We start from the raw sequence: 22895 nt of genomic DNA, 5'->3' as shown, positions 1-22895 counted from the left end.
CATGCTGTTCTTTCTTATTCAATTGTTAGACAATAAAAACCACTCTTAAATTATTAAGAGTGGTTTTTATTTTACAAGATAAGTAGTTTTTACTTAGTAACTAGTCCGCTCAATTCACTCATCAATACCGATAGTGTGGACAAACTAATATGACTGTCTTTATTATCATTCAGCTTCTGCATTTCAGTTTTTACTGATTCAAGCTGATTTTCATGACGTGACTTCCAGTCATTAAACGCTTGGGCAGAATCAGGGTGTGATAATAGCGAATCCATCAATAAGCGCAGGCTACGAGTTGACTCGTTGATTAGTGCATGACGGGCGCGGCGATCCCAGTAGTCCTGCTGCGGTAAGGTGGCGATATTGTCTATCATCCAATTAAGTTGTAAGACTTGATAAGCTTCAAAGTACAAGGTTGCAATTTCATTGACTGGACGCTCATATTGCTCAGCGAGTCGCGCCGTATCAAGAGCATCGACATGGTACGGCAGCATCGCAAACAAGGCAGCATCATTATCAGACATACCATCTTGTATTAAGGTGGCGGTATCCTGTTGTAAATGCTCAGCAAACTGTTGCTCAATAAAGCCGCCGTTTTTAGTCAATTGTTCTACGCTATCTGCAAAACGATTAATCAGATCATTTACTTGTAAGTCTTGACCAAAGGCATTGATAAACCAGACCACGCCACGCTCAAGTGCATCACGCAGGCGCAGCTCAAGCTCTAGCAAACGCGTGGCATCGACTTTGTTATCAAGCGATTCTAGCAATTTCCACACGACTGATACGTCAAATACCTCCCGCGTAATCGTATACGCCCGAATGATGGTTGCGAGCGACTGGCCAGTCTCCTCAGTTAGACGGAACAAGGCTTCGATACCTAAGCGGTTGACGACGTTATTGGTGAGGTAAGTACTAATGATTTCTCGGTGTAAGCGGTGCTCTTTCATCTCATCAAAGAAGCGATTCGACAGCTCAGCGGGGAAGTATTTGCGTAACTCATTAACGAAATACGGCGCATCAGGCACATCCGACAATAGTAAATGATCGTAAACCCACATTTTGCCATAGGCCATGACCACGGCCAGCTCAGGATTGGTCAAGCCAGTACCTGCTTTTTGACGACGGGCGATTTCTTCATCTGATGGCAAATATTCAATGGCACGGTCGAGACGCTGCTCCGCTTCTAGCATTTGAATAAACCGTTGATGATCGTTTAAGTTAGCTACAGCACGAAGTTGACTCAGCTCAATGGCTTGTGGTTGTAAATAATTTTGACGTAATACCAGATTAGCAACACTATCGGTCATACTTTCAAGTAAGTCATTACGCTGCTCTACAGTCATATCGCCTTGCTCAACGACTTTGCCAAGTAAGATTTTAATATTGACTTCATGATCTGAGCAGTTAACACCGCCTGAATTATCGATGGCATCGGTATAGATACGTCCGCCGGTTTGAGCATATTCAATACGACCTCGCTGGGTAAAGCCTAAGTTGCCACCTTCACCAACGATTGCACAGCATAATTCGCCACCATTAACGCGTACAGCATCGTTAGCACGATCGCCAACATCCGCATGGGTCTCGATTGCGCTTTTCACATAAGTACCGATACCGCCATTCCAAATCAAATCAACAGGCGCACGTAATAAGGCGCTAATAAAGTCATTAGGCGCAAGGCTATCAGCACTAATGTCAAATAATGCTTTCATTTCAGGGCTGATAGTAATCGCTTTGTCCATGCGCGAAAATACCCCGCCACCTTGACTAATCAGTGATTTCTCATAGTCATCCCACGTCGAGCGCGGTAAGTTAAATAAACGCTCACGCTCTGCGTAAGAAGCAGCAGTATCAGGATTGGGGTCGATAAAGACATGCAAATGGTTAAAAGCAGCAACTAATTTGGTGTGTGTTGAGCGCAACATGCCGTTACCGAAGACATCCCCGCTCATATCACCGATACCAACGACCGTGAAGTCATCGCGATTTTGGATATCCATCCCGCGCATACGGAAGTGACGTTTAACGGATTCCCAACCACCACGTGCGGTAATACCCATCGCTTTATGGTCATAACCGACCGAACCACCTGAAGCAAAGGCATCACCAAGCCAAAAGTTATATTCAGCAGATAAGGCGTTGGCGATATCAGAGAAACTTGCCGTGCCTTTATCAGCAGCAACGACTAAATATGGATCATCGTCATCATGACGCACGGTGTTGGCTGGCGGGACAATTTTGCCATCGACAATATTATCAGTGACATCCAGCATACCGCGTAGGAATGCTTGATAACAGGCAATACCTTCCGCTTGAAACGCTTCGCGACCATCTGCCATGGTTTTGGACTTAACAATAAAACCGCCTTTAGAACCAACAGGAACAATCACCGCGTTTTTGACCATTTGCGCTTTAACCAGTCCTAAAACTTCCGTGCGGAAATCCTCTACCCGATCTGACCAACGCAAACCACCACGCGCCGCTTTGCCACCGCGCATATGTACCGCTTCAACACGCGGTGAATAAACAAATATTTCAAACATTAGCTTAGGTTTTGGCAAATTAGGAATTGCGGATGCTAAAAACTTAAACGATAAGCGGTCTTTACGCTCACCATTTTTATCCACTTGATAGAAGTTGGTACGCAACATGGCGTTAATCAAATCTAAATACCAACGCAAAATGCGATCTTCATCCAAACTGTCAACATCTGCCAGCGCTGTGCTGATTTGCTCTTGGATATTTGCGGTTTTATTATCTCGTTCATTATTACTATGATGAGGATTCACTTTTGCGTCAAATAACCCAGCCAGTAGCACGCTAATAGCGCTATGCTTGATCATTGTTTGTCTGATATAACGTATCGAAAACCCGGCGCGCGCTTGGTGCATATAACGTGACAGTGCGCGTAATACCACCACATCATACGTATCGAGTTTAGTGATCAACACCAACTCATTAAAGCCGTCATCATCAACGCGCCCAGCCCAAATCTCTTGTAAGCTATTCTCAAATTGGCTGCGAACTACCTGCATATCAACGTTATCGACATGCGCCAAGATCAGCTCATACTCTTGCATCCAGATTGGCTGATCCGCTAAGTCAAAGTCATAAGTTTGCATGGTGATAACGGATACCCCGAAGTTCTCGAGGACGGGCAAGATATCAGACAAGGTAACCGGCTGCTGATTGCCATAGAGCTTTAAATGTAGCTTGTTTTCAGCCTCAGCTGTCGATTGATATAAGTGCCAAATCATAGGTTTGGTGTCGGTTAAGCTTAATAATCGCTGGATGTCTTCATTTACCGTTTTATCATCAAAACGCGCTTGATGCGCCGCTGGAATGTGTTCTAAAAACTGTTCGAGTAGTCGTGGCTCTGGTTGTGTGTCATTCTGCATATCGTTTTTAGCGGCACACGTCTGTGTTGTGTGCGAAGAGTTTGGCATAACACCGATCCTTTTTATTATTGAGCGTAATTAATATTATTATAGCTAGCACTATTGCATTTAGTATTATTGTATTTAGAGCTTTTAAGCTGAGCATTGACTTTATTTCTGGCAATAGTTCATACTGGACTTCGTTTGTCCATTAGAGTGTAACGCACACGCAAGCCTAGCGATAGCATACAACATCATTTCATAGGTTAAGTAATCCTTGATAACCTTTATTAATACGACTATGGTTGTTTGTACAACTACAGTTATTTGTACGGGTGTATTACATACAATGAACTGCCATGATACTCGTGGCAATCGATGATGTATTTTTGTTAGAATACGGCATCGTAATTCTATTTGATGACTTGATCTTGAATAAATTGATATTTACTGAACATTGATAACTCTCTCGCTATTTAATAGCTATTAACGGATGCTAAGGGCAAGACGTATGATGAATATTTTGGTGATTGGTGCAGGCGGACGCGAGCACGCATTGGCGTGGCAGTGCGCCAAAGACAATAATGTGCAACAAGTCTGCGTCGCTCCCGGCAATGCTGGCACTGCCCTTGAACACAAATGTAAAAACGTGGTCTTAGAATCTGGCACAAGCGATGCTGATCACAGTCCCATCATCGAATTTTGCCAAAACAATGCAATAGATATGGTTATCGTCGGTCCTGAAGCACCACTCGTCACCGGTATCATCGATGCTTGCCGTGACGCTGGTATCCAAGCCTGGGGTCCAACCGCTTATTGTGCCCAGCTAGAAGGCTCAAAGACTTTCGCAAAAGAATTTATGGCAGCGAATAATATTCCAACTGCTGCCTATCAAGGCTTTACAGATGCAGAAAGTGCCAAAGCCTATGTTAATGAGCAAGGTGCACCAATCGTTATTAAAGCGGACGGGCTTGCGGCTGGCAAAGGCGTGATCGTTGCGGAAACCGTTGAGCAAGCGAATGAAGCCATTGACGACATGTTAGCGGACAACAAGTTTGGTGATGCAGGCAGTCGCGTGGTGATTGAGCAGTTTTTACAAGGTGAAGAAGCCAGCTTTATCTGCATGATTGATGGCGATAATATTTTACCCATGGCCACCAGCCAAGACCACAAACGTGCTTTTGAAGGCGACACAGGCCCCAATACTGGCGGTATGGGCGCATACTCTCCTGCACCAGTCGTTACCCAAGATGTTCATGACAGGGTTATGGCACAAGTTATTCAGCCAGTTGTTAATGCAATGAAAGCTGCCGGTCATCCCTATACTGGATTTCTATATGCAGGCCTGATGATTGATGACGCTGGCAATCCGTTTGTGATTGAATTCAACTGCCGTCTTGGCGACCCAGAGACGCAGCCTATTCTTATGCGCCTGAAATCTTCAATAGTAGACTTGGTTACTCAGGGGCTGGCTGGACAATTACCCAATCAAGCAGAGTGGGATACTCGATCCTCACTTGGTATCGTTGTGGCGTCTAGAGGCTATCCAGAGTCCTCTTCTAAAGGCGACGATATTACTGGATTACCAGCCATTAGTACCGATTATACGGAATCTGTAAAAGTATTTTATGCGGGTGCAGCGATTGACCCTAATGATGCGCAATCAGTTATTACCGATGGTGGGCGCGTACTATGTGTGACCGCCTTGGCAAATAATATTATAGGCGCGCAACAAAAAGCGCTTGCCGTTACCGCTGCAATTAGCTTTGATGGCGCTCATTATCGCCGTGATATTGGTCATCATGCGATTGCGCGTGATCATGCTTGATGTGAAATAAGCGGCTGGTAGAATATTAGACCGTTTTGGTTATCGTAGTTCAATACTTGATCTATTATTACGCTAGGTCAAGTATTTTGGTGCCTTACTATCTTGTCCAATACCAATTATAAGACGTAGACTTACAAAGCAAAGGCGATAAGCTACCCATAGCTTATAAATCGATGTGACTTTGTATGATACAATTTTGTATATGAATGCTATAGTTTCCTTGTATTGTTGCTCTTAGACCCGCAAATCATTATTAACCTGATAAACGATTATATTTATGGCAAATGAACCGTCTAAACCGTTGAATAATAAGCAGTCTATAGACAGCTTGAAAACGTCAGGCTTTGAGCGTCGCCTGTCGATTGCTAAAACGTCTTTAAATATTGGTCGACGTTGGGCAGGTAACAGTGTCTCTGGCATGTTTTTAGATAAAAAGGCACGCACAGCACGCAATCAGATATTTATGGAAGAGCAAGCGAATTATATTGCAGCAGAGCTGGGTAAACTAAAAGGCTCCGTGGTCAAAATCGGTCAAATGCTTGCATTGTATGGTGAACATGTTTTGCCGCCTGAAATTACCCGCGCTTTGCAAACCCTCAATGATGACACGGCAACGCTAGCATGGCCAAAAATAGAACAGACATTACAGCGCACTTTAGGTAATAAACTTAACGAGCTTGAAGTTGACCCAGTTCCTATTGGTACTGCTTCCCTTGCCCAAGTTCACCGTGCAACTGTGCTTGCAACTGGCGAACAAGTTGTCCTAAAAATTCAATATCCAGGGGTAGCAGATGCCATCGACTCTGACCTGGCTTTGTTCAAACGCTTATTAAAAGTCAGTAATGTCGTGCCACAAACACGCTCGCTAGATACGTGGTTTGAGGAAATACGCGACCTACTAAAAAACGAAGTGGATTATGAGGTAGAAGCGGCAACGACTGAACGTTTTTATGAGCGTTTGCTTGCTGATCCGCGTTATATTGTACCCAAAATAAATCGTACTTATTCAAGTAAACGCTTGTTATGTATGACCTATGAGCCTGGTGTTTCAGTCACATCGGAAGCACTACAATCTTTGTCTTCCGAGCGTTTGAATGCCATTGGTCAAGCGGCCATAGAAATTATGATGCAGGAAATTTTTGTTTGGGGAGAAATGCAAACAGATCCAAACTTTGGTAATTACCTCGTAAATATTAGTGATAATGATGCTTGTAATAATGGTGAAATCGATAAGCTGGTATTATTAGATTTTGGTGCTATTCGTCAGTTTGACAATGCTCTACTGACAATTGCTCGTAGTCTATTGCGTGCGGGTTATCATCATGACCATACAGCAATGATGGCGGCGATGACTGGCTACGACTTCTTCGATAGCATGAGTGATAAGGTTCGATCTAATGTCGCTTCTCTATTTTTATTAGCTACTGAGCCTTTTAGTAGCCCTGCCACCAATCCTGATATTCCTGAAAGCTGTTTAGATGGCCAGCAGCGTTATATCTGGGCGAATAGTAAACTGCACTCACGATTATCAGCATCCGCCACACAAGCCATGCAATCGTTTGAATTCAATTTACCCCCGAAAGAATTTATGTTTATTAGCCGTAAGTTTATTGGTGCTTATACTTTTCTAACAGTAATTGATGCTAGTACTGATTCTAGTAAATTGGTAAAACCTTATCTATAGTTGCTAATTTGTATATTGATTGCTTAATCTTTGGAACCGCTCTTTTGTAGCGGTTCTTGCATTTTTACGATTTTATTTAATTTATTCCTTAGGCTATTTTGCACTCATAGTTATTTCACTATTTTTTTGGTTAAATGTTAAATTTCCCTTCCTTCATTTCAGGCTAACAAGCCTTTAATCTTATTTATAATATTGTAGATTAGTCTTCTATCAGGCTTTAATTTTTATCGCTCTTTGTCTTTCAATAGCTGCGTGTTATTATGACAACCCCTATTCGCTGACAATACTTTAATAACTATGAGGATATCCTCACTTCTATGACCACTCCATCGAACCCTAACACCTTACCCAAAACGTATCCCTGCCCTAACTGCGGTACTAAAACAGCATGGCAAGATAACAAATCTAAGCCTTTTTGCAGTGAGCGCTGTAAGCTTATCGATTTAGGCGCTTGGGCAAGCGAAGAGTATAGTTTACCTGCTGAGATCTCACCATTTTCTGATGAGCTATAAATCTTATCATGAATGGTAGGATTAGTTTTATCAGGGCTTATGACGTTGACTACCCTTTCATTCGAAACGATCATCATAACTTTTTTATCATTTAACACTCTACCCTTCTAAGGATATCTGTATGTCAGCTACTTATCTGATGCCCACTTATAATCGTCAGCCGATTAGCTTCACCCGTGGCTCGGGCAGCTGGCTCTATACCCAAGACGATACAGCATATTTAGATGCGCTTACTGGCATCGCGGTATGCGGTCTTGGACATTGCCATCCAAAGGTGACGGAAGCCATACAACAACAAGCGGCGACTTTGGTTCATACCAGCAATCTATTTGGTATTGACTGGCAAGAACGCGCAGGTGAAGCGCTATGTACAGCGGCACAAATGGACAGCGTGTTTTTTGCTAATAGTGGTGCAGAAGCAAATGAAGCGGCATTAAAAATGACACGATTATATGCCTATAATCAAGGCTTTAAACGTCCAAAAGTGATTGTAATGGAACAGTCCTTTCATGGTCGCACCTTGTTATCCTTATCAGCAACGGCCAATCCGAAAGCACGCGAAGGCTTTTTTACTTTAGACGATGATTTTATTCGCGTGCCTTTTGGCGATATTGAGGCTATTAAGCAAGCTGCTAAAGATTTTGATGATATCTGCGCAATATTTGTCGAGCCTATTCAAGGTGAAGGCGGTCTCAATACTGCCGACAATGGCTTTGTCTATCTAGAGCAACTGCAAGCAGAATGCGATGCCCACAACTGGTTATTCATGATTGATGAAGTACAAACAGGTAATGGCCGTACGGGAAAATATTTTGCTTACCAGCATAGCAAGGCGCGTCCGGATGTATTGACTACTGCCAAAGGGCTTGGTAACGGTTTTCCAGTCGGTGCTTGTATGGTGAGTGGCCGTGCAAAAAATCTGTTTGGTGCGGGCAGTCATGGCTCTACTTATGGTGGTACACCTCTTGCAAGCCGTGTAGTGCATAGTGTTTACGATGTATTGACCAATAGCGATATAATGGAAAGCTCAGTACGTGAAGGGCAATTCATCCGTAAGACAATGACAGACGAGCTGCAGCAATATGGTATCAGTAGTCGCGGTGCTGGAACGATGATCGGTATTGTATTGCCAGAAACTATGGATTGCAGCCAACTGGTTGACCTTGCGCGTGATGAGCAAAAGCTAATTATCAATGTCACTGGCGGCCATGTCATTCGCCTGCTACCGCCTCTCAATATCAGCCGTAACGAGAGCGAACAGGTAGTTGAACGTCTGCTTAACTTATTAAAACCGTTACTTTAAACAGTGGATTTTAACGTAACTATTAATGATACAACTATTGACGACTTTATTAGTAATAACACAACTCTATAAAATTTTATCCACTTAATTATCAAATTACCACTCAGTACTGTCGTTAAAATTTAATACTAAAAAAGTCCTTAGAATATGATTAATCTAAGGGCTTTTTCTGACTATCTACTGCGTCCTATTAATATTAGTTGATAACTAAATTAATGCTTTAGCTTAATTACTAACTCGCATGAAAATATTTTTTGAGCACCTCTAAGCAGCGAGTAATTTTTGCAGGCTGCTGTTCACGGCTTAAGGTGACCGCATAAAGTACAAAGCTTGGCAACTGATAACCGGTTAGCACCTCAACCAGCTCTCCGCTCTCTAGCTCTTTTCTCACATCCATCTCCATCATTCTGACCAGACCATGACCTTCTTTAGCCAACGTTGTTGCCATAAAGACATTGTTAGTATGAATGCGTGAGGTCATTTTTGTACGGAGTTTTTTACCTGTTTCTGTCCGGGTTAAATCAACTTGGTTAGAGTCTTTCATGATATCAATACAAATCAGATGATGATCAATTAAGTCTTTTGGACTGTCAATTTTTGCATGTTGCCGTAAGTATTGCGGTGAGGCGACCAATACTTGGCGTACATCAGTAAGCGGATGGCTACTTAAAGTGGAGTCATTAATAGTAGGGCTCATACGAATAGCAATATCAATGCGCTCATCAATCATATCGATATAACGATTGTCTGCAAAATAAGTAATACTCAAATCATCATGCGCTGCCATCCACGTGGATAAAGCAGGCAATATATGATTGACCCCTAGCTCAGGCGTAGTCGCAATTCGAAGACTGCCAGCAAGCTCATCGCGCAACTGATTGACTTTGATTCTACCTTGCTCAGCGGCACTAACCACATCTTTTGCTGACCCATAAAAGCTTTCGCCCGCCTCTGTTAGGCTTAGTTTACGAGTTGAGCGATGTAGTAAAACGACGCCAAGCTCATTTTCTAACGATCGGATTTGTTGGCTGACCGCACTGGTCGTGATACCAAGCTCACGAGCAGACCCACTAAAAGAGCCGTGTCCGACCACACTGGCGAACACGGCCATACCGCGCAAATTATCTATCATACTGTCACCTAAGCTATTTTACATTTTTTAATATAACTTAATCATTATAGCTTATTCTAACTATTTTTTATATTGTTTCCTACAGTCATACTTTAGGTTATCTAACCAATAATCTTATCAATATCAAAGCTTTAGATTTAAACCTTATGAATCTATTAGTAGACGCTAGCGTTCATTTTTTTAATTTAATGGTTTTTTTACTGACAAATGTTGTCGACTGTTTAATATAGCTTAACCTTACCCATTTTTCCTTCACCGCGGCTTGTCAAATATTGCATGACTGGCGAATCTAATAATCGAGTCTGGGCAACAGCTTTGGCCTGCTCTAGGCGCTGGCTTTGACGCCTCTCAGGGGTTTTATTCTCAGCTTGAGCGATACTACTATCAATTTGTAAGCTAATTTCAGTTTGAGAAAATTGCTGCTGCACCTTTATAGCTAGCTCTTGAAAAGTAGCTTGCAGGTGTTTGCTGTCTACCCCAGTGATAAATATCGCTTCACCATTACATTGACCTGTCATCATACCTTGACGGGCAAGTGCCAATTCATCAGATGCAAGACTATTATCCTCACGCGCCGTTTGCAGCCAATAATCCCATTTTTCTGGTGTCCATTCACCTGTCAATTCCCGGGGCGAACAACGCAGTAAAATACGCGGGTCATCAGACTGCGCTATTAACTGAGAATCATTTCGGTCTGGTTCTGCAGTTGGTTCTGCAGTTGGTTCTGCAGTTGGTTCTGCAGTTGGTTCTGCAGTTGGTTCTGCAGTTGGTTCTGCAGTTGGTTCTGCAGTTGGTTCTGCAGTTGGTTCTGCAGTTGGTTCTGCAGTTGGTTCTGCAGTTGGTTCTGCAGTTGGTTCTGCAGTTGGTTCTGCAGTTGGTTCTGCAGTTGGTTCTGCAGTTGGTTCTGCAGTTGGTTCTGCAATTGGTTCTGGCTCTACCTCAGTATTGTAGGTAGCAGACTCATAGTCTGAATAAACATTATTAGAGTTATCTTCAATAATGTCATCATTAATATTACTATCTTGTCTAGTAACGTCGTAAGTTTGCAAATCATGCGCGGCTGCTACATTATGTCCAATGGCTGCTGTTGCAGGACTTGAACTATCAACATTATCAACCTTAGTAACTGAGGTGTTGATTAGCATCTCATTAAGCGGCAATGGGCGAAACGCTAGTAGACGTAAGATACACATTTCCAGCGCTTGCATCGGCGTACTGGCCAGCTTAATACCTTCACGTGCTTGCACCACAATTTCATAATACAGCTGTAAGACATCAGGGCTAATGTGCTGGGCCAAAACGTTAATTGTTTCTGCTTGAGCTGCATTCACATTAAGCGCAACTTCAGGCAGTAGTTGCGTTAAGGCCAATTGATGCAGTAACTCAGCGAGGCCATCAAACATACTACTCGCATCGACCATTTGCGCGCGCATCTGTTCAATATGTGCAGCAACAGCGGATTTATCATGGTTATAAATATCAGTGATTAAACGCACTAAGTCAGCGGCATCAATTAAGCCTAACATCTCATTAACCGTCACATCATCCAGCGCGCCTTGCCCAAAGGCAATCGCCTGATCGGTTAATGATAATGCATCCCGTACAGAGCCTTTAGCAGCACTTGCCAGCTGCCATAATGCTGGTTGAGTATAAGTCACATGTTCTTGGGTTAAAACATTGGCCAAATGCTCACTGAGCAAAGTTTGCGGTAGCGGGCGCAACACGAACTGCAAGCAACGTGAAATAATGGTAATCGGTAGCTTTTGCGGATCAGTGGTGGCTAGCAAAAACTTCACGTGTTCAGGCGGTTCTTCTAAAGTTTTGAGGAGCGCGTTAAAGCTGTGGGTTGACAGCATATGCACTTCATCAATGAGGTAGACTTTATAACGCCCTTGGCTCGGTGCATAAGGCACATTATCAAGCAGCTCGCGCGTGTCTTCAACCTTAGTACGAGAGGCCGCATCAATCTCAATAAGGTCGATAAAACGCCCTTGGTCAATCGCCACGCAATTATCACACACTCCGCACGGCGTACTGGTCACGCCCATATCGCAGTTCAAACATTTAGCTAAGATACGGGCAATAGTAGTCTTACCGACCCCGCGGGTGCCTGTAAACAGATAAGCATGATGCAGACGATTATAATCAATCGCATTGATTAACGCTTGCGACACGTGATTCTGCCCAACCAACTCATGAAAGTTTTTGGGGCGGTATTTACGGGCTAAGACTTGATATTGCTGCGTCATATCCATCCATTATGCCAAGTGGCTGCAAGTAAAGTAAACGATACTACTAGAGTGCTATCAGTACATAACAGTACTAATTTAGGGTGCTTATTATAGCAAAAAGCCAGCGCATGCGTCTGGCTTCCTGCTGGTTTGACCATGACTTAGTAGGCGCTAAATGCTCGCTAATAACTAAGTATTAAAGAGGATTATTGTTCTACTTTGCGGCGCATATGCGGGAATAAAATCACATCGCGAATACTGGCAGAATCAGTAAACAACATCACCAAGCGGTCGATACCAATACCTTCGCCTGCAGTTGGTGGCAGACCATAAGACAAGGCTTCGATATAGTCTTCATCAAAGTGCATCGCTTCAACATCACCCGCATCTTTTTCAGCGACTTGACCACGGAAACGTTCGGCCTGATCAGCAGGATCATTCAACTCACTAAAGCCATTGGCTAATTCACGACCACCGACGAATAATTCAAAGCGATCAGTAATCTCAGGATTGTCATCGTTACGGCGTGCCAGCGGTGAGGTTTCAGCTGGATATTCAGTGATAAAGGTAGGTTGACGTAATTGATGCTCAGCCGTTTCTTCAAAGACGATGGTTTTGAGTTTACCAGCACCGAAAACATCTTTCACTTGTTGCTTAAGGGTATTTGACACATAGTCCGCTAGATATTCGCGATCATCAATATGCGCCATATCAAAACCTTCTGCATATTGCGCGATAGCATCTGACATTGAAATACGGGCAAAAGGTGCTTTTAAGCTGATGGTTTCTTCTTGATAAGTTAGCTCAGTGCTACCTAAAATATCAGTTGCCAGTTGGTTAAATAAGCGCTCAGTTAAGTCCATCAAATCATGATAATCGGCATACGCTTGATAAAACTCAATCATCGTAAACTCAGGATTATGACGGGTTGATACCCCTTCATTACGGAAGCTACGATTAATCTCAAACACTTTTTCAAAACCACCAATTACTAGGCGTTTCAAGTATAATTCAGGCGCAATACGCAAATATAAAGGCATATCTAAGGCATTATGATGAGTCTCAAAAGGACGCGCTACCGCACCACCTGGTATAGGATGCATCATCGGCGTCTCAACTTCCATGAAACGCTCATTCAACATAAACTGACGAATGCCGCTGACCACTTGACTGCGAATAACAAAGGCTTCACGAGTCGATTCATTGGTCATCAAATCTAAATGACGATTGCGATAACGGGCTTCAACATCGGCTAAACCATGAAATTTATTGGGCATGGGGCGCAATGACTTAGTTAATAGCTGAATCTCTTCGATATGCACATATAAATCGCCTTTTCCCGAGCGACTAATATAGCCTGAAACCCCAACGATATCGCCTAAATCTAACGATTTGATGCTAGCCAGTACTTCAGGATCTAGCTCTTTTCGTGCAACGTACAATTGAATACGGCCGGTCATATCTTGTATGACAATGAACGCGCCACGGTTAAGCATCACGCGACCAGCGACGTTAACTTGGGTCTTAACAGGATTTTCATCAATCTCTTGCTTTGATAAACCCTCAAAAGCCGTTTGTAAATCTTGAGCATAATCAGTACGTTTAAACTGATTGGGATAAGGCTGTTGACCAGAAGCCTTTATCTCATCTAGCTTGGCTTGTAATTGCGCGATTAGCTCATTTGGATCTTCTACTACTGGAACTGGGTCTTGGTTATTGTTTTTTGACATAAAACTCTCAAAATTGTTAGTTAGTTAATTAATTAAATGAACAAAATAATGAATAAAAAGTAGCTATAAGAGGCAATGATAGAGATTGGCTATGACCAGTAACTATAAAAATGAGCTGGCCTAAAAATGATTTTTATTATTGATTGGCAACTATCAGACAGTATTAATAAATATCAATCAACACAAATCGCCGGTTGCGCCACACCTTTTTCAAGCAGTTGACGACACCCAAAAGGGCTGCTATCTAATGAGCACTGACCCGTTTGTTTGGTGGTTCCGGAATCAACAAACTCACCAGTACTAGCGCAAACTCCCTGACAGTCAGTACTGTCCTGGCAAGCCTTGCCTACATCAGCGTAGCTCACTACACACATATAGCACCCCAGCATACCTTGCTTTGAGAACTCACCACCCTTCACAGTACAAGCTTGCACAATCTCATCGGCTGGATAGACACAACCTTGATACGTTAAGGGGTCACTCTTCTCATCCGATACGGCAGCTGTTGGCGCTGGACTTTGTGGCGTTGATGATGGTGATACGCTACAGGCTGATAACCAAAACGCCATAAACATCGCAACCGCAATGGTTACGATACTATTAGACGTTTAGACGTTGCTCTTAAAGGTAATGCCTTATTTATTATCATAACAAGGGCTCACATGTTTTATGTTATTGGCTACTGCCTTACTTTTATAACTTATTGTTCACCGCCAATACTGGCCATCAAGTCGGCTTGATGCTCGCGTAGTAGCGAATCAAGCAATTCATCCATATCACCTTCCATAATCGCATCAAGCTTATACAAAGTTAAGTTAATACGATGGTCGGTCATACGTCCTTGCGGGAAATTATAAGTACGAATCCGTTCACTACGGTCGCCACTACCCACTAAATCTCGACGGATAGTATCCGCCGCGTCCACTTGCGCTTGCACTTTAACTTGTTGAATTCTTGAGATGAGCATTTTCATCGCTTGCGCACGGTTTTTATGTTGGCTACGTTCTTGCTGACACTCTACCACGGTTCCTGTAGGTATGTGAGTCAAGCGCACTGCTGAGTCTGTAGTATTAACATGCTGACCACCTGCGCCACTTGAGCGGAAGGTATCAAAGCGAATATCCGCTGGATTTAAATCTACAGTATCATCAATCTCAACTTCTGGCATGACCGCAACAGTACAGGCTGACGTATGTACGCGACCTTGGCTTTCGGTCTCAGGCACACGCTGCACACGATGCACACCAGACTCAAACTTTAAGCGACCATAAACGCTATTACCAGACACCCGAGTGATAATTTCTTTATAACCGCCATGCTCACCTTCGTTAGTAGATAGAATCTCCATCGTCCAACCTTGAGTTTGCGCGTATTTTTGGTACATCCGGAATAAATCACCGGAGAATATAGCGGCTTCGTCACCACCTGTTCCTGCGCGAATCTCTAAGAAAGCAGGCACTTTATCATTCGGATCTTTTGGCAGCATCATGACGTTGAGTGCCTCTTCCATCTCTACGATGGTATCACGTGCGCTATCAATCTCATCTTGCATCATCTCTTTCATGTCAGCATCAGCAGACTCGCCAAGCATAAATTCAGCATCAGCTTGATCCTTTTCTGCACGTCCATAGTTCAGCCACAAGGTAGTAATATCCATCAGATCACTGTGCTCAACAGACAGCTCACGGAATTTATTATTATCGCTAATGACACCAGGGTCTGACAATAAGGCGGTCACCTCTTCATAACGGTCTACCATCTGGTCTAAACGTAAGCGCAGGGATTCTTTCATAACGTAACTTTATCTAAATAAGGAAAATAAGAGCGTAATTATAGCAAACTTTTGCAACAAAATTAAAACCACTGCGTAAACTTCATACTTATATTAATAGACACGTCTAAATTTATTTAATAGCTCTCACCTATAAGCATAAGTAAGCCAAAATTCAGACATAAAAATAGCCAAGATTGCTCTTAGCTATTTCATTGAACTTACTTAATAATTGAAAGTATAATAATTGAAAATAAACTATTAGTATTATACTAAGCTCTACTTATCTTTATTATACATATTAAACTTTACGAACCAGTACAGAACCAATTGAATAACCGGCACCAAATGAGCAAATCACACCTAAATCACCAGACTGTAGAGCGTCTTTATAACGATGGAACACAATCATCGGACTGGCTGAACTGGTATTAGCAAATTCAGCAATAACGCTAGGCGCGATCGCTTTATCTGCATCACGACCAACGACAGTACGCAAAATTAAATCAATCATATTGGCATTGGCTTGGTGCAGCCACAGCATTTTGATATCACTGGCCTGCAAATCATTCTCTTGCAAGTGCTCAGTGATAATTTGAGAGACCTTAGGACAGACTTCACGGAACACTTTACGCCCATTTTGGGTAAATAACTTAATTGTGGCCGGTTTTTTAATATCAGGATACATCTCTGTTTCTGCTGCTAAAAATTCTGAGCGATCCATATAACCATATTCGTTTCTAATATTGGTTGAAAACTCAGTGAATAATTTAGCATTCAAAATCTCATAGCCTTTTGGGGTATCCAAATCCTCAATGATACAAGCGGTCGCCACATCACCAAAGATAAAGTGACTGTCGCGGTTACGCCAGTTCAGATGCGCCGAGCTAATCTCGACATTGACCATTGCCACACGTTTTGCCAAACCAGATGCGATAGAGCCTTGCGCTTGTGCTAGACCAAAAGTGGCGGCACTACAAGCCACGTTCATATCAAAAGCAAAACCGCCAACCATGCCAATCGCGTTTTGAATCTCAATTGACACCGCTGGATAAGTACGCTGAAAGTTTGAGCAGGCAAGAATAATACCATCCAAATCATTGGGCTCTAAACCAGCATCTTTTAGCGCTTCCAATAGCGCCGCTGTGCCCATTTCAGCCATTACCGACAACTCATTTTCTATATCACGGTAGGCAATGACCGGTGCCATAATTTCAGGGTTTAAGATGCCCTCTTTTTCCATCACATAGCGGGACTTAATACCCGATACTTTTTCGATAAATTCTGCTGACGAATGTTGCAATGCAGGAGTAGCCTCGCTTGCTATCTCATCAGCATGTTCTGCGTTATAGTTGTCAACATACTGGTTAAATGACGTCACCAGCTCTTCGTTACTGATGCTATAAGGGGGAATGTACAGGCCGGTACCGGTGATACAAGTCGTCATGATAAGCTTCCTTGTCTACTACTGTTGTGCTTAATGCTAAGCATAAATTTTTAGAAAATAGTAAATATCTACTTTCGGTGAATAGCTGTAAACTTAAAACCAATGCCTTTATTATGCCTGAATATTACTATTATTCTAATGGTTTGTTACAAATAAGCATTTTACAGCCGATAATAGGCAAAGGCTGACGTTATCCACACAGACCTACTATATAATCATGTTCACTCAAATAAACAATAGCACGCACTCAAAAGCAGTAAAGTTTATTAAAAATAATAATTAGGAGACATAATGGCAGGAATCTTTGATTGGCTATTTGGCCAATATGCTGAGTATCCCACGCTATTTATTATACTGGAAATCATTGGGGTTATCTTTGGTGTCGCCAGTGTTTTACTTGCGCGGCGCACCAATATACTGGTCTTCCCTGTAGGAATAGTCAGTACCGCTATTTTTGTTTATTTGCTTTGGCAGTGGCAATTATTTGGCGATATGCTTATCAACGCTTACTTTACGATTATGGGCATATATGGCTGGGTTAATTGGTCAAAAAGTAAGGCCAATATAAGTCAGGATAGTAAGCAAGCGTGCCAGCAAGTAGACCGACCCTCTCAAGATGATATTCAAATTGAGCATATTCAGGCAAGCGATGTACCTATGATGACCGTACTGGCCACCACTACCATCGCTTTTGTGGCGTTAGTATATTATTTCCGCCCGGTCATTAATAACAATTTTAGCTTCGAGGGAGCGGTATTGGGTCTACACTTATTTACTTGGGTCGACTATACCGATATGCTCACCACCGCGCTATTCTTAATAGCCATGTGGTTGATGGCTAGCCGCAAAATTGAGCATTGGTTAGTATGGATAGTCGCCGACACCATCTCAGTGCCGTTATATTTTTATAAAGGCTATACCTTCACCGCACTGCAATACGTAGTGCTGACTCTCATTGCAATCTGGGCTTATTATGAATGGCAACAACGTTACCGCCTTCAATTTAACGCAGCATACGCCTAAATCAGTTATCAATGTCGCTATTTTAGGCGCAGAAAGTACCGGCAAAACCACTTTATGTCGCGATTTGGCCGCATATTTTGATAGCCCTTGGGTGCCAGAATACATGCGGACTTATTTGCAAAAAAAATGGGATAGTGAGCAAAAAACCTGCTCATGGGAAGATTTGTTACCGATAGCGCAAGGTCAAATAGCGCTAGAAAACAAGCTCGCCCTACAAACTGAGCAGACGAATAGTTTTTTATTTTGTGATACCAGTTTGTTTGAACTGATGGTTTATGCAAATTGGTATTATGGCGATTGTCCAGAGGCCCTGACACAAGCAGCATTGGCGCATCATTACGATTTGATTTTATTAACCGAGGTCGACATTCCTTGGGTGGCTGATGATTTACGTGATAGTCCGCATGGACGTGAACAGATAAGCGCCCGCTTCGCTACAGAGTTGACGCGTTATGGGAAGCTGTTTTTTCGTATTGGCGGCGATAGAAATCAAAGAGTTCAGCAGGTAGTGAAGTTGCTCGCTAAACTGAAAAGTGATTAGTAAAAAATAAAAATGATTTTTAAAAGAAGATAAGTTTGAATAACTAACTATGTTTCTGTTTATTATTATTAAGAGTTGCTTAGCGAAGCTTTGAGTAAAGCGCCTATTGCGCTAGTTTCATTTACCTCATTTAAAGACGCGTTCAATAACTGGTCTCATTATACCTCAAACCAACTGCTTATATAATGTTTGGAGTGCTCAAACTAAAATGTACTTAGGGTAGATTTATGGATAGTAAATTCTCGATATAGTTTTTTGGATGAGTTTAGTTAGAGAAACATTTATGTTTTGATTCCAATTTTTATTAAGACTTATTTTTACTTAGGCTATTTATCAATATAGTATGTAGCTTAAATAGTTGTGGGCTTCGTTAGCGATGCGCTCTTATTACACAATTTAGACACTATCAGGAATAACTTTTGAGAGCCACGCTATACACGATTATTGCTTTAATTGCGTTTGCTGCCAACTCGCTTTTGTGCAGAATGGCGTTAGCAGAAGGTTATATCGACCCTTGGAACTTTACGGTTATTCGCCTGCTGAGTGCTGCTATCTGCCTTAGTATTATTATGGTGGTTTATACTTATAATCTAAAAAGTAAGGGCGACTTTAATCAGGCGGATAATAGTGACATTTTAAAAGACAAAGGCAGTTGGATAAGTAGTGTCAGCCTATTAATTTACGCGCTCTGTTTTTCGGTTGCCTACGTACAGCTAGATACTGGCACTGGGGCGCTTATTCTATTTTCAGCCGTGCAACTGACCATGATAGGTTGGGGTATTTATAAAAAAGAGCGTTTAAGTATCTTACAATGGGCAGCTTTTATAGTGGCAGTGGTCGGCTTTGTGTATTTAATGCTGCCTTCAGCGGCTCTGCCCTCTCCAATCAGCGCATTGCTGATGGCAGTCAGTGGGATAGCTTGGGGCATCTACAGCATTCGTGGCAAAGCCTGTATCTCACCACTGCGAGCAACAGGCTTTAACTTTATCAGAAGCCTAATCGCCATTCCAATATTGTTATTAGTAGGTATAAGCAATATAAAAAATATCAGCATCGAGGGCATATTATTGGCTTGTGCCTCGGGAGCGATAGCGTCTGGTCTTGGGTACAGCATTTGGTATAGGGCAATGCCACTATTAAAAAGTACACAAGCGGCGGTGGTGCAGCTCTGTGTACCAGTAATTGCCGCCTTTGCGGGTATGCTATTTTTATCTGAGCAGCTCACTATGCAATTTATTATAGCGAGCGTTGTCATTCTAGGAGCGGTACTAGTCTTTATATTGAATAAAAAAGCATTTAAAGAACCGATTTAAGACAGAGCATTAATTTATTACCTAGGCTATTTATCATTACGAACAGAGCTAAGGAGTTAATTATGCCTTTTGCAACCACTCGTATACTTACTTTTTAACCCCGATAAACTGAACGACTGCGCTCAAACCTTGATGGCGTGTGCCTTCTGAAATACTGCGATGTTTCTCAATAGCGACCACTTCCTCGAGTGCTATAAGTTCTGGACGCAATTTTTCTAATGACATAAACCGCTCTCGCTGCGTCGCAGGCGGCCCACCAATGGCTTCCATAGTAGTTTGCTCATAAGTATAAGCTTCAAGAATAAATACACCGTCCTGCTTTAACGCTGGTGCAATCTGTGCATGGAGACGTTGGCGTACAGCATCAGGTAAATGCGACCAAATGGAAATAATACCATCCCATTGTGCCTCCCCTAATGCATAATCGGCTAAATCTGCAACGTCAGTTGTTATCTCAACGCCTTTATCTTTGGCTAATTTTAGTGCTTTATTTAGGCCTACTTCAGAGAAGTCCATCGCAGTTACTTGATAGCCGTTTTGAGCTAAAAATACCGCATTACGTCCCTCACCTTCCGCTATACACAGCACACGCCCGCCTGCTGGTATCCTCTGAAACTCTTCTTTTAGGAAGTCATTAGGCTCTGTACCGAAAATATACTCTGGTTCACTATAACGTTTATCCCACATGTTACTTTCCTTTTGTTATTCGAGGTCAAGTATTTCAAGCTAAGTCTTATTCTACTATTTAATCCGTAGCATTATCACTCTTATAGTAAAGCTTGTACTCCATACAAATTAGTACTGTATTGTGTTTAGAGCAAAATCTAAATTATTCTTAACTGCTTAATATCTAACGATTAGTGATGACTGACATGGGTGCAATATGGCAGCTTTGATACAAATGCTTAAAGAAGATCGGTCACTTTCAGCGTCTGTTGCTGCTTATACTATTATTATTTTCATCGTCAGTGCAACAGGCTATCTTGATAAAATCCTGAGATTAATTCCCAATGGTATCGCAGCGGGAATGATGACAGGTATCTTGTTCCAGTTCGGCTTAGATTTATTTAAAGCTACTGATACTATGACATTTATCGTCTTTAGTATGTTGGCTTGTTTATCTGATAACAAAACGCTATATTGCAGGCATTTCTAATGCGGGTTTTTACTTATTAGAAGGGATATTTGCGAGTAGTATCGTGATGGTATTTGGCTTGCTGCCCATATACTTGGTGGCTGCATTAGCAGGTCTGGCACCAATCAGTGCCATTGCTGCCAATACTCCGTGGCGATGAAAGACGATACCCAACGAGAATCGGCGTTAATTACCTTTTTAGCCACCGCATCCGGTATGCAGTTTTTAGGACTCAGCTCAGTATTTTGGGATATTTGTATCGGGATGATTGCGCATTACGTGTTGACTAAGAAGCGTGTGGCGGAAGTTGGTGTTTAGTTGAAGATAGAGTTTGATTTATAACTGTTATGATAGGTAAGTTACTTATTAATTAATACGCTTTAATAATTTATGACTGACAAGGTAGCTTAATGAAAAAACTATATATTTACTACATTTCGGCATCACTGACTTATTCAAGCTTGAGTTCCAAAGTTTTTTCACACTCTCGATAGCTACAAGCTAACAAATTATCTAGATTTGATACGATATTATGCACATTTCCTCTTCTTGTATTTTTATTCTCAAGAATTTCCTTAATAGCTTTATGACAATTATTTTCGTATAAATATTTATGTGTATTATTCATAGGGACTGATACTATACGACGCTTATTCCTATCTCCATTTAGAAATACGTACTTAATAGGATAAGCCCTTATAGTTCCTCTAAGGTTAATATCATGAGAAACAAAAAAGGGATAAACACATCTTTTTCAAAGGTCATACCCTTTATAAAATCCTCCATAATCCTAGGTGCCATTAAATCCCAAGAAATATTTTTGACTTTCTTTGAAAAAACATCGATTTTCATTTCTTTATATATTCCTTTAAATACTTCAAGATTTTTATCTTTGAAATACTCTATAGCTAGAATAGATTCTCTATCTGAAAAACAGTGTTTATCATTCATAAACTCAACTAGTTTTAGGAACTTATTTTGATGAGATTTTTTGCTATCGAACTGAATATTGATAATCTTCAAGACTGTTAGCTCTATCATTTTAAATTTGGTTTTGATGTTTTCTAGTAAACCCTTAGCTTGAACATACACTTTAAAACAAAGATCCATAGCTTCTATTTTAGCATCAGATTCAGAAATACTAGTTTGAAAACTATTAGCATCTTCTGGTTTAATATGTTTAAACTTAATCAGATTTAAAAGATTTTCTTGAAAGCTATATCCTAGTAAACTCCACAGTTCATGACTATTATTTATATGACTTATTTCGAAGTTAAAATCTTTTGAACTTTCATATAAATAAAAAGTAAAGTCATAATTTATTTTTTTATGTGAAATATCTATCAGAGTAGGAACTATTTTTTACTACCTTCAAACTCTTTTCTTTTCATTATGGCATTAATATATGTGCAAATATTAGAATCAAACATCAAAGAGTAATCAATAAATATTTCTGGAACCTTTTTGTTTTCCAATTTGTTTATAATACTGTTATTAACAAACTGTATTTTTTTCGATTGAAAATAATCACATACTAATTCATTTGAAAAAATATCATTAAAACCTTCAACAAATTCAACATTACTCGCATTACCTATTACAAACATAGAACAGTCATTAGTCAACTTAGCTTTTTCCCAAACTCTATAAACTTGTTCTTTCGATGAACAGTTTTGAAGTTTTTCGCACAACTCTTCAACATTAATTAGTTCCATGGTTCTATCTCAGCTTTTATAATATAAATTTTTTAGTTTTTTAACTTACCGACAAAAAATATCATAGATAGATAATTAATATATTTTTAAAATAAAAGCTGCTATAGATATCTGAAAAGATAGTTACAATCAGCATTATAGTCTCAGCCA

17 protein-coding genes and 1 pseudogene are annotated in these 22895 nt (G+C 41.3%); 8 read left to right on the top strand and 10 right to left on the bottom strand.

The annotated features are described in order from the left end of the window. Window positions 1-89: 89 nt before the first annotated feature. Window positions 90-3449 carry an NAD-glutamate dehydrogenase gene (locus ES754_RS01945; protein WP_227677754.1) on the bottom strand — a complete coding sequence of 1120 codons (3360 nt, stop codon included), beginning with the start codon at window positions 3447-3449 and terminating at the stop codon, window positions 90-92. A gap of 445 nt (window positions 3450-3894) precedes the next feature. Between ES754_RS01945 and purD the strand changes: the two genes are divergently transcribed. The 4 genes from purD (at window position 3895) to ES754_RS01925 (ending at window position 8707) form a co-directional block, all read left to right on the top strand. Beyond that, on the top strand, window positions 3895-5208 hold the full coding sequence (purD, locus tag ES754_RS01940) for a phosphoribosylamine--glycine ligase (protein ID WP_147223193.1): 1314 nt from the start codon (window positions 3895-3897) through the stop codon (window positions 5206-5208). A 277-nt stretch (window positions 5209-5485) separates the two neighbouring features. After that, on the top strand, window positions 5486-6892 hold the full coding sequence (locus ES754_RS01935; protein WP_147221570.1) for an ABC1 kinase family protein: 1407 nt from the start codon (window positions 5486-5488) through the stop codon (window positions 6890-6892). A 317-nt stretch (window positions 6893-7209) separates the two neighbouring features. Then, window positions 7210-7404 (top strand): DNA gyrase inhibitor YacG, encoded by a 195-nt coding sequence (locus ES754_RS01930; RefSeq protein WP_147221568.1) that lies wholly within the window; start codon window positions 7210-7212, stop codon window positions 7402-7404. 121 nt (window positions 7405-7525) lie between these two features. Further along, entirely contained in the window at window positions 7526-8707 is a 1182-nt protein-coding gene (locus ES754_RS01925; protein WP_147221566.1) for an aspartate aminotransferase family protein, read from the top strand. A 232-nt stretch (window positions 8708-8939) separates the two neighbouring features. Here ES754_RS01925 and ES754_RS01920 read toward each other — a convergent pair whose 3' ends face one another. The 6 genes from ES754_RS01920 to ES754_RS01895 all read right to left on the bottom strand — a co-directional run bounded on the left by ES754_RS01920 (window position 8940) and on the right by ES754_RS01895 (window position 17018). Beyond that, the gene (locus tag ES754_RS01920; RefSeq protein ID WP_147221564.1) at window positions 8940-9839 is read right to left on the bottom strand and encodes a LysR family transcriptional regulator; all 900 of its coding nucleotides are present in this window, start codon (window positions 9837-9839) and stop codon (window positions 8940-8942) included. A 221-nt stretch (window positions 9840-10060) separates the two neighbouring features. Continuing rightward, the gene (gene dnaX / locus ES754_RS01915; RefSeq protein ID WP_147221562.1) at window positions 10061-12088 is read right to left on the bottom strand and encodes a DNA polymerase III subunit gamma/tau; all 2028 of its coding nucleotides are present in this window, start codon (window positions 12086-12088) and stop codon (window positions 10061-10063) included. A 188-nt stretch (window positions 12089-12276) separates the two neighbouring features. Further along, complete coding sequence (lysS, locus tag ES754_RS01910; RefSeq protein WP_147221560.1) at window positions 12277-13800, bottom strand: lysine--tRNA ligase; 1524 nt, start codon at window positions 13798-13800, stop codon at window positions 12277-12279. Between the two features lie 173 nt (window positions 13801-13973). After that, window positions 13974-14369, bottom strand: a complete 396-nt coding sequence (locus tag ES754_RS01905) for a hypothetical protein (RefSeq protein WP_227677756.1) — start codon at window positions 14367-14369, stop codon at window positions 13974-13976. A 131-nt stretch (window positions 14370-14500) separates the two neighbouring features. Beyond that, window positions 14501-15592: a peptide chain release factor 1 gene (gene prfA, locus ES754_RS01900; RefSeq protein ID WP_147221556.1), complete on the bottom strand. Its 1092-nt coding sequence runs from the start codon at window positions 15590-15592 to the stop codon at window positions 14501-14503. 280 nt (window positions 15593-15872) lie between these two features. Further along, complete coding sequence (locus tag ES754_RS01895) at window positions 15873-17018, bottom strand: beta-ketoacyl-ACP synthase III (protein ID WP_147221554.1); 1146 nt, start codon at window positions 17016-17018, stop codon at window positions 15873-15875. Between the two features lie 291 nt (window positions 17019-17309). Between ES754_RS01895 and pnuC the strand changes: the two genes are divergently transcribed. The 3 genes from pnuC to ES754_RS01880 all read left to right on the top strand — a co-directional run bounded on the left by pnuC (window position 17310) and on the right by ES754_RS01880 (window position 19895). Further along, complete coding sequence (pnuC, locus tag ES754_RS01890) at window positions 17310-18041, top strand: nicotinamide riboside transporter PnuC (protein WP_147221552.1); 732 nt, start codon at window positions 17310-17312, stop codon at window positions 18039-18041. Then, entirely contained in the window at window positions 17992-18582 is a 591-nt protein-coding gene (locus tag ES754_RS01885; RefSeq protein WP_147221550.1) for an AAA family ATPase, read from the top strand. Before pnuC ends, ES754_RS01885 begins: the two co-directional genes overlap by 50 nt. A 419-nt stretch (window positions 18583-19001) precedes the next feature. Further along, the gene (locus tag ES754_RS01880; RefSeq protein ID WP_147221548.1) at window positions 19002-19895 is read left to right on the top strand and encodes a DMT family transporter; all 894 of its coding nucleotides are present in this window, start codon (window positions 19002-19004) and stop codon (window positions 19893-19895) included. A gap of 87 nt (window positions 19896-19982) precedes the next feature. Here the strand turns inward: ES754_RS01880 and ES754_RS01875 are convergent, their stop codons facing one another. Beyond that, complete coding sequence (locus ES754_RS01875) at window positions 19983-20582, bottom strand: class I SAM-dependent methyltransferase (RefSeq protein ID WP_147221546.1); 600 nt, start codon at window positions 20580-20582, stop codon at window positions 19983-19985. A gap of 202 nt (window positions 20583-20784) precedes the next feature. Here ES754_RS01875 and ES754_RS12455 point away from each other — a divergent pair. Beyond that, window positions 20785-21348 (top strand): annotated as a pseudogene (locus ES754_RS12455) (benzoate/H(+) symporter BenE family transporter); the annotation flags it as partial. Between the two features lie 378 nt (window positions 21349-21726). Here the strand turns inward: ES754_RS12455 and ES754_RS01865 are convergent. Further along, the gene (locus ES754_RS01865) at window positions 21727-21981 is read right to left on the bottom strand and encodes a hypothetical protein (protein ID WP_147221544.1); all 255 of its coding nucleotides are present in this window, start codon (window positions 21979-21981) and stop codon (window positions 21727-21729) included. Between the two features lie 404 nt (window positions 21982-22385). Further along, window positions 22386-22745, bottom strand: coding sequence for a hypothetical protein (locus tag ES754_RS01860; RefSeq protein WP_147221542.1), 360 nt, complete (start codon window positions 22743-22745; stop codon window positions 22386-22388). Window positions 22746-22895 lie beyond the last annotated feature (150 nt).

It is taken from the genome of Psychrobacter frigidicola (assembly GCF_007997305.1).
Lineage (GTDB): Bacteria > Pseudomonadota > Gammaproteobacteria > Pseudomonadales > Moraxellaceae > Psychrobacter > Psychrobacter frigidicola.
The sequence above is the reverse complement of the archived record's forward strand: the minus strand, read 5'-3'. Positions and strand labels throughout refer to the sequence as shown.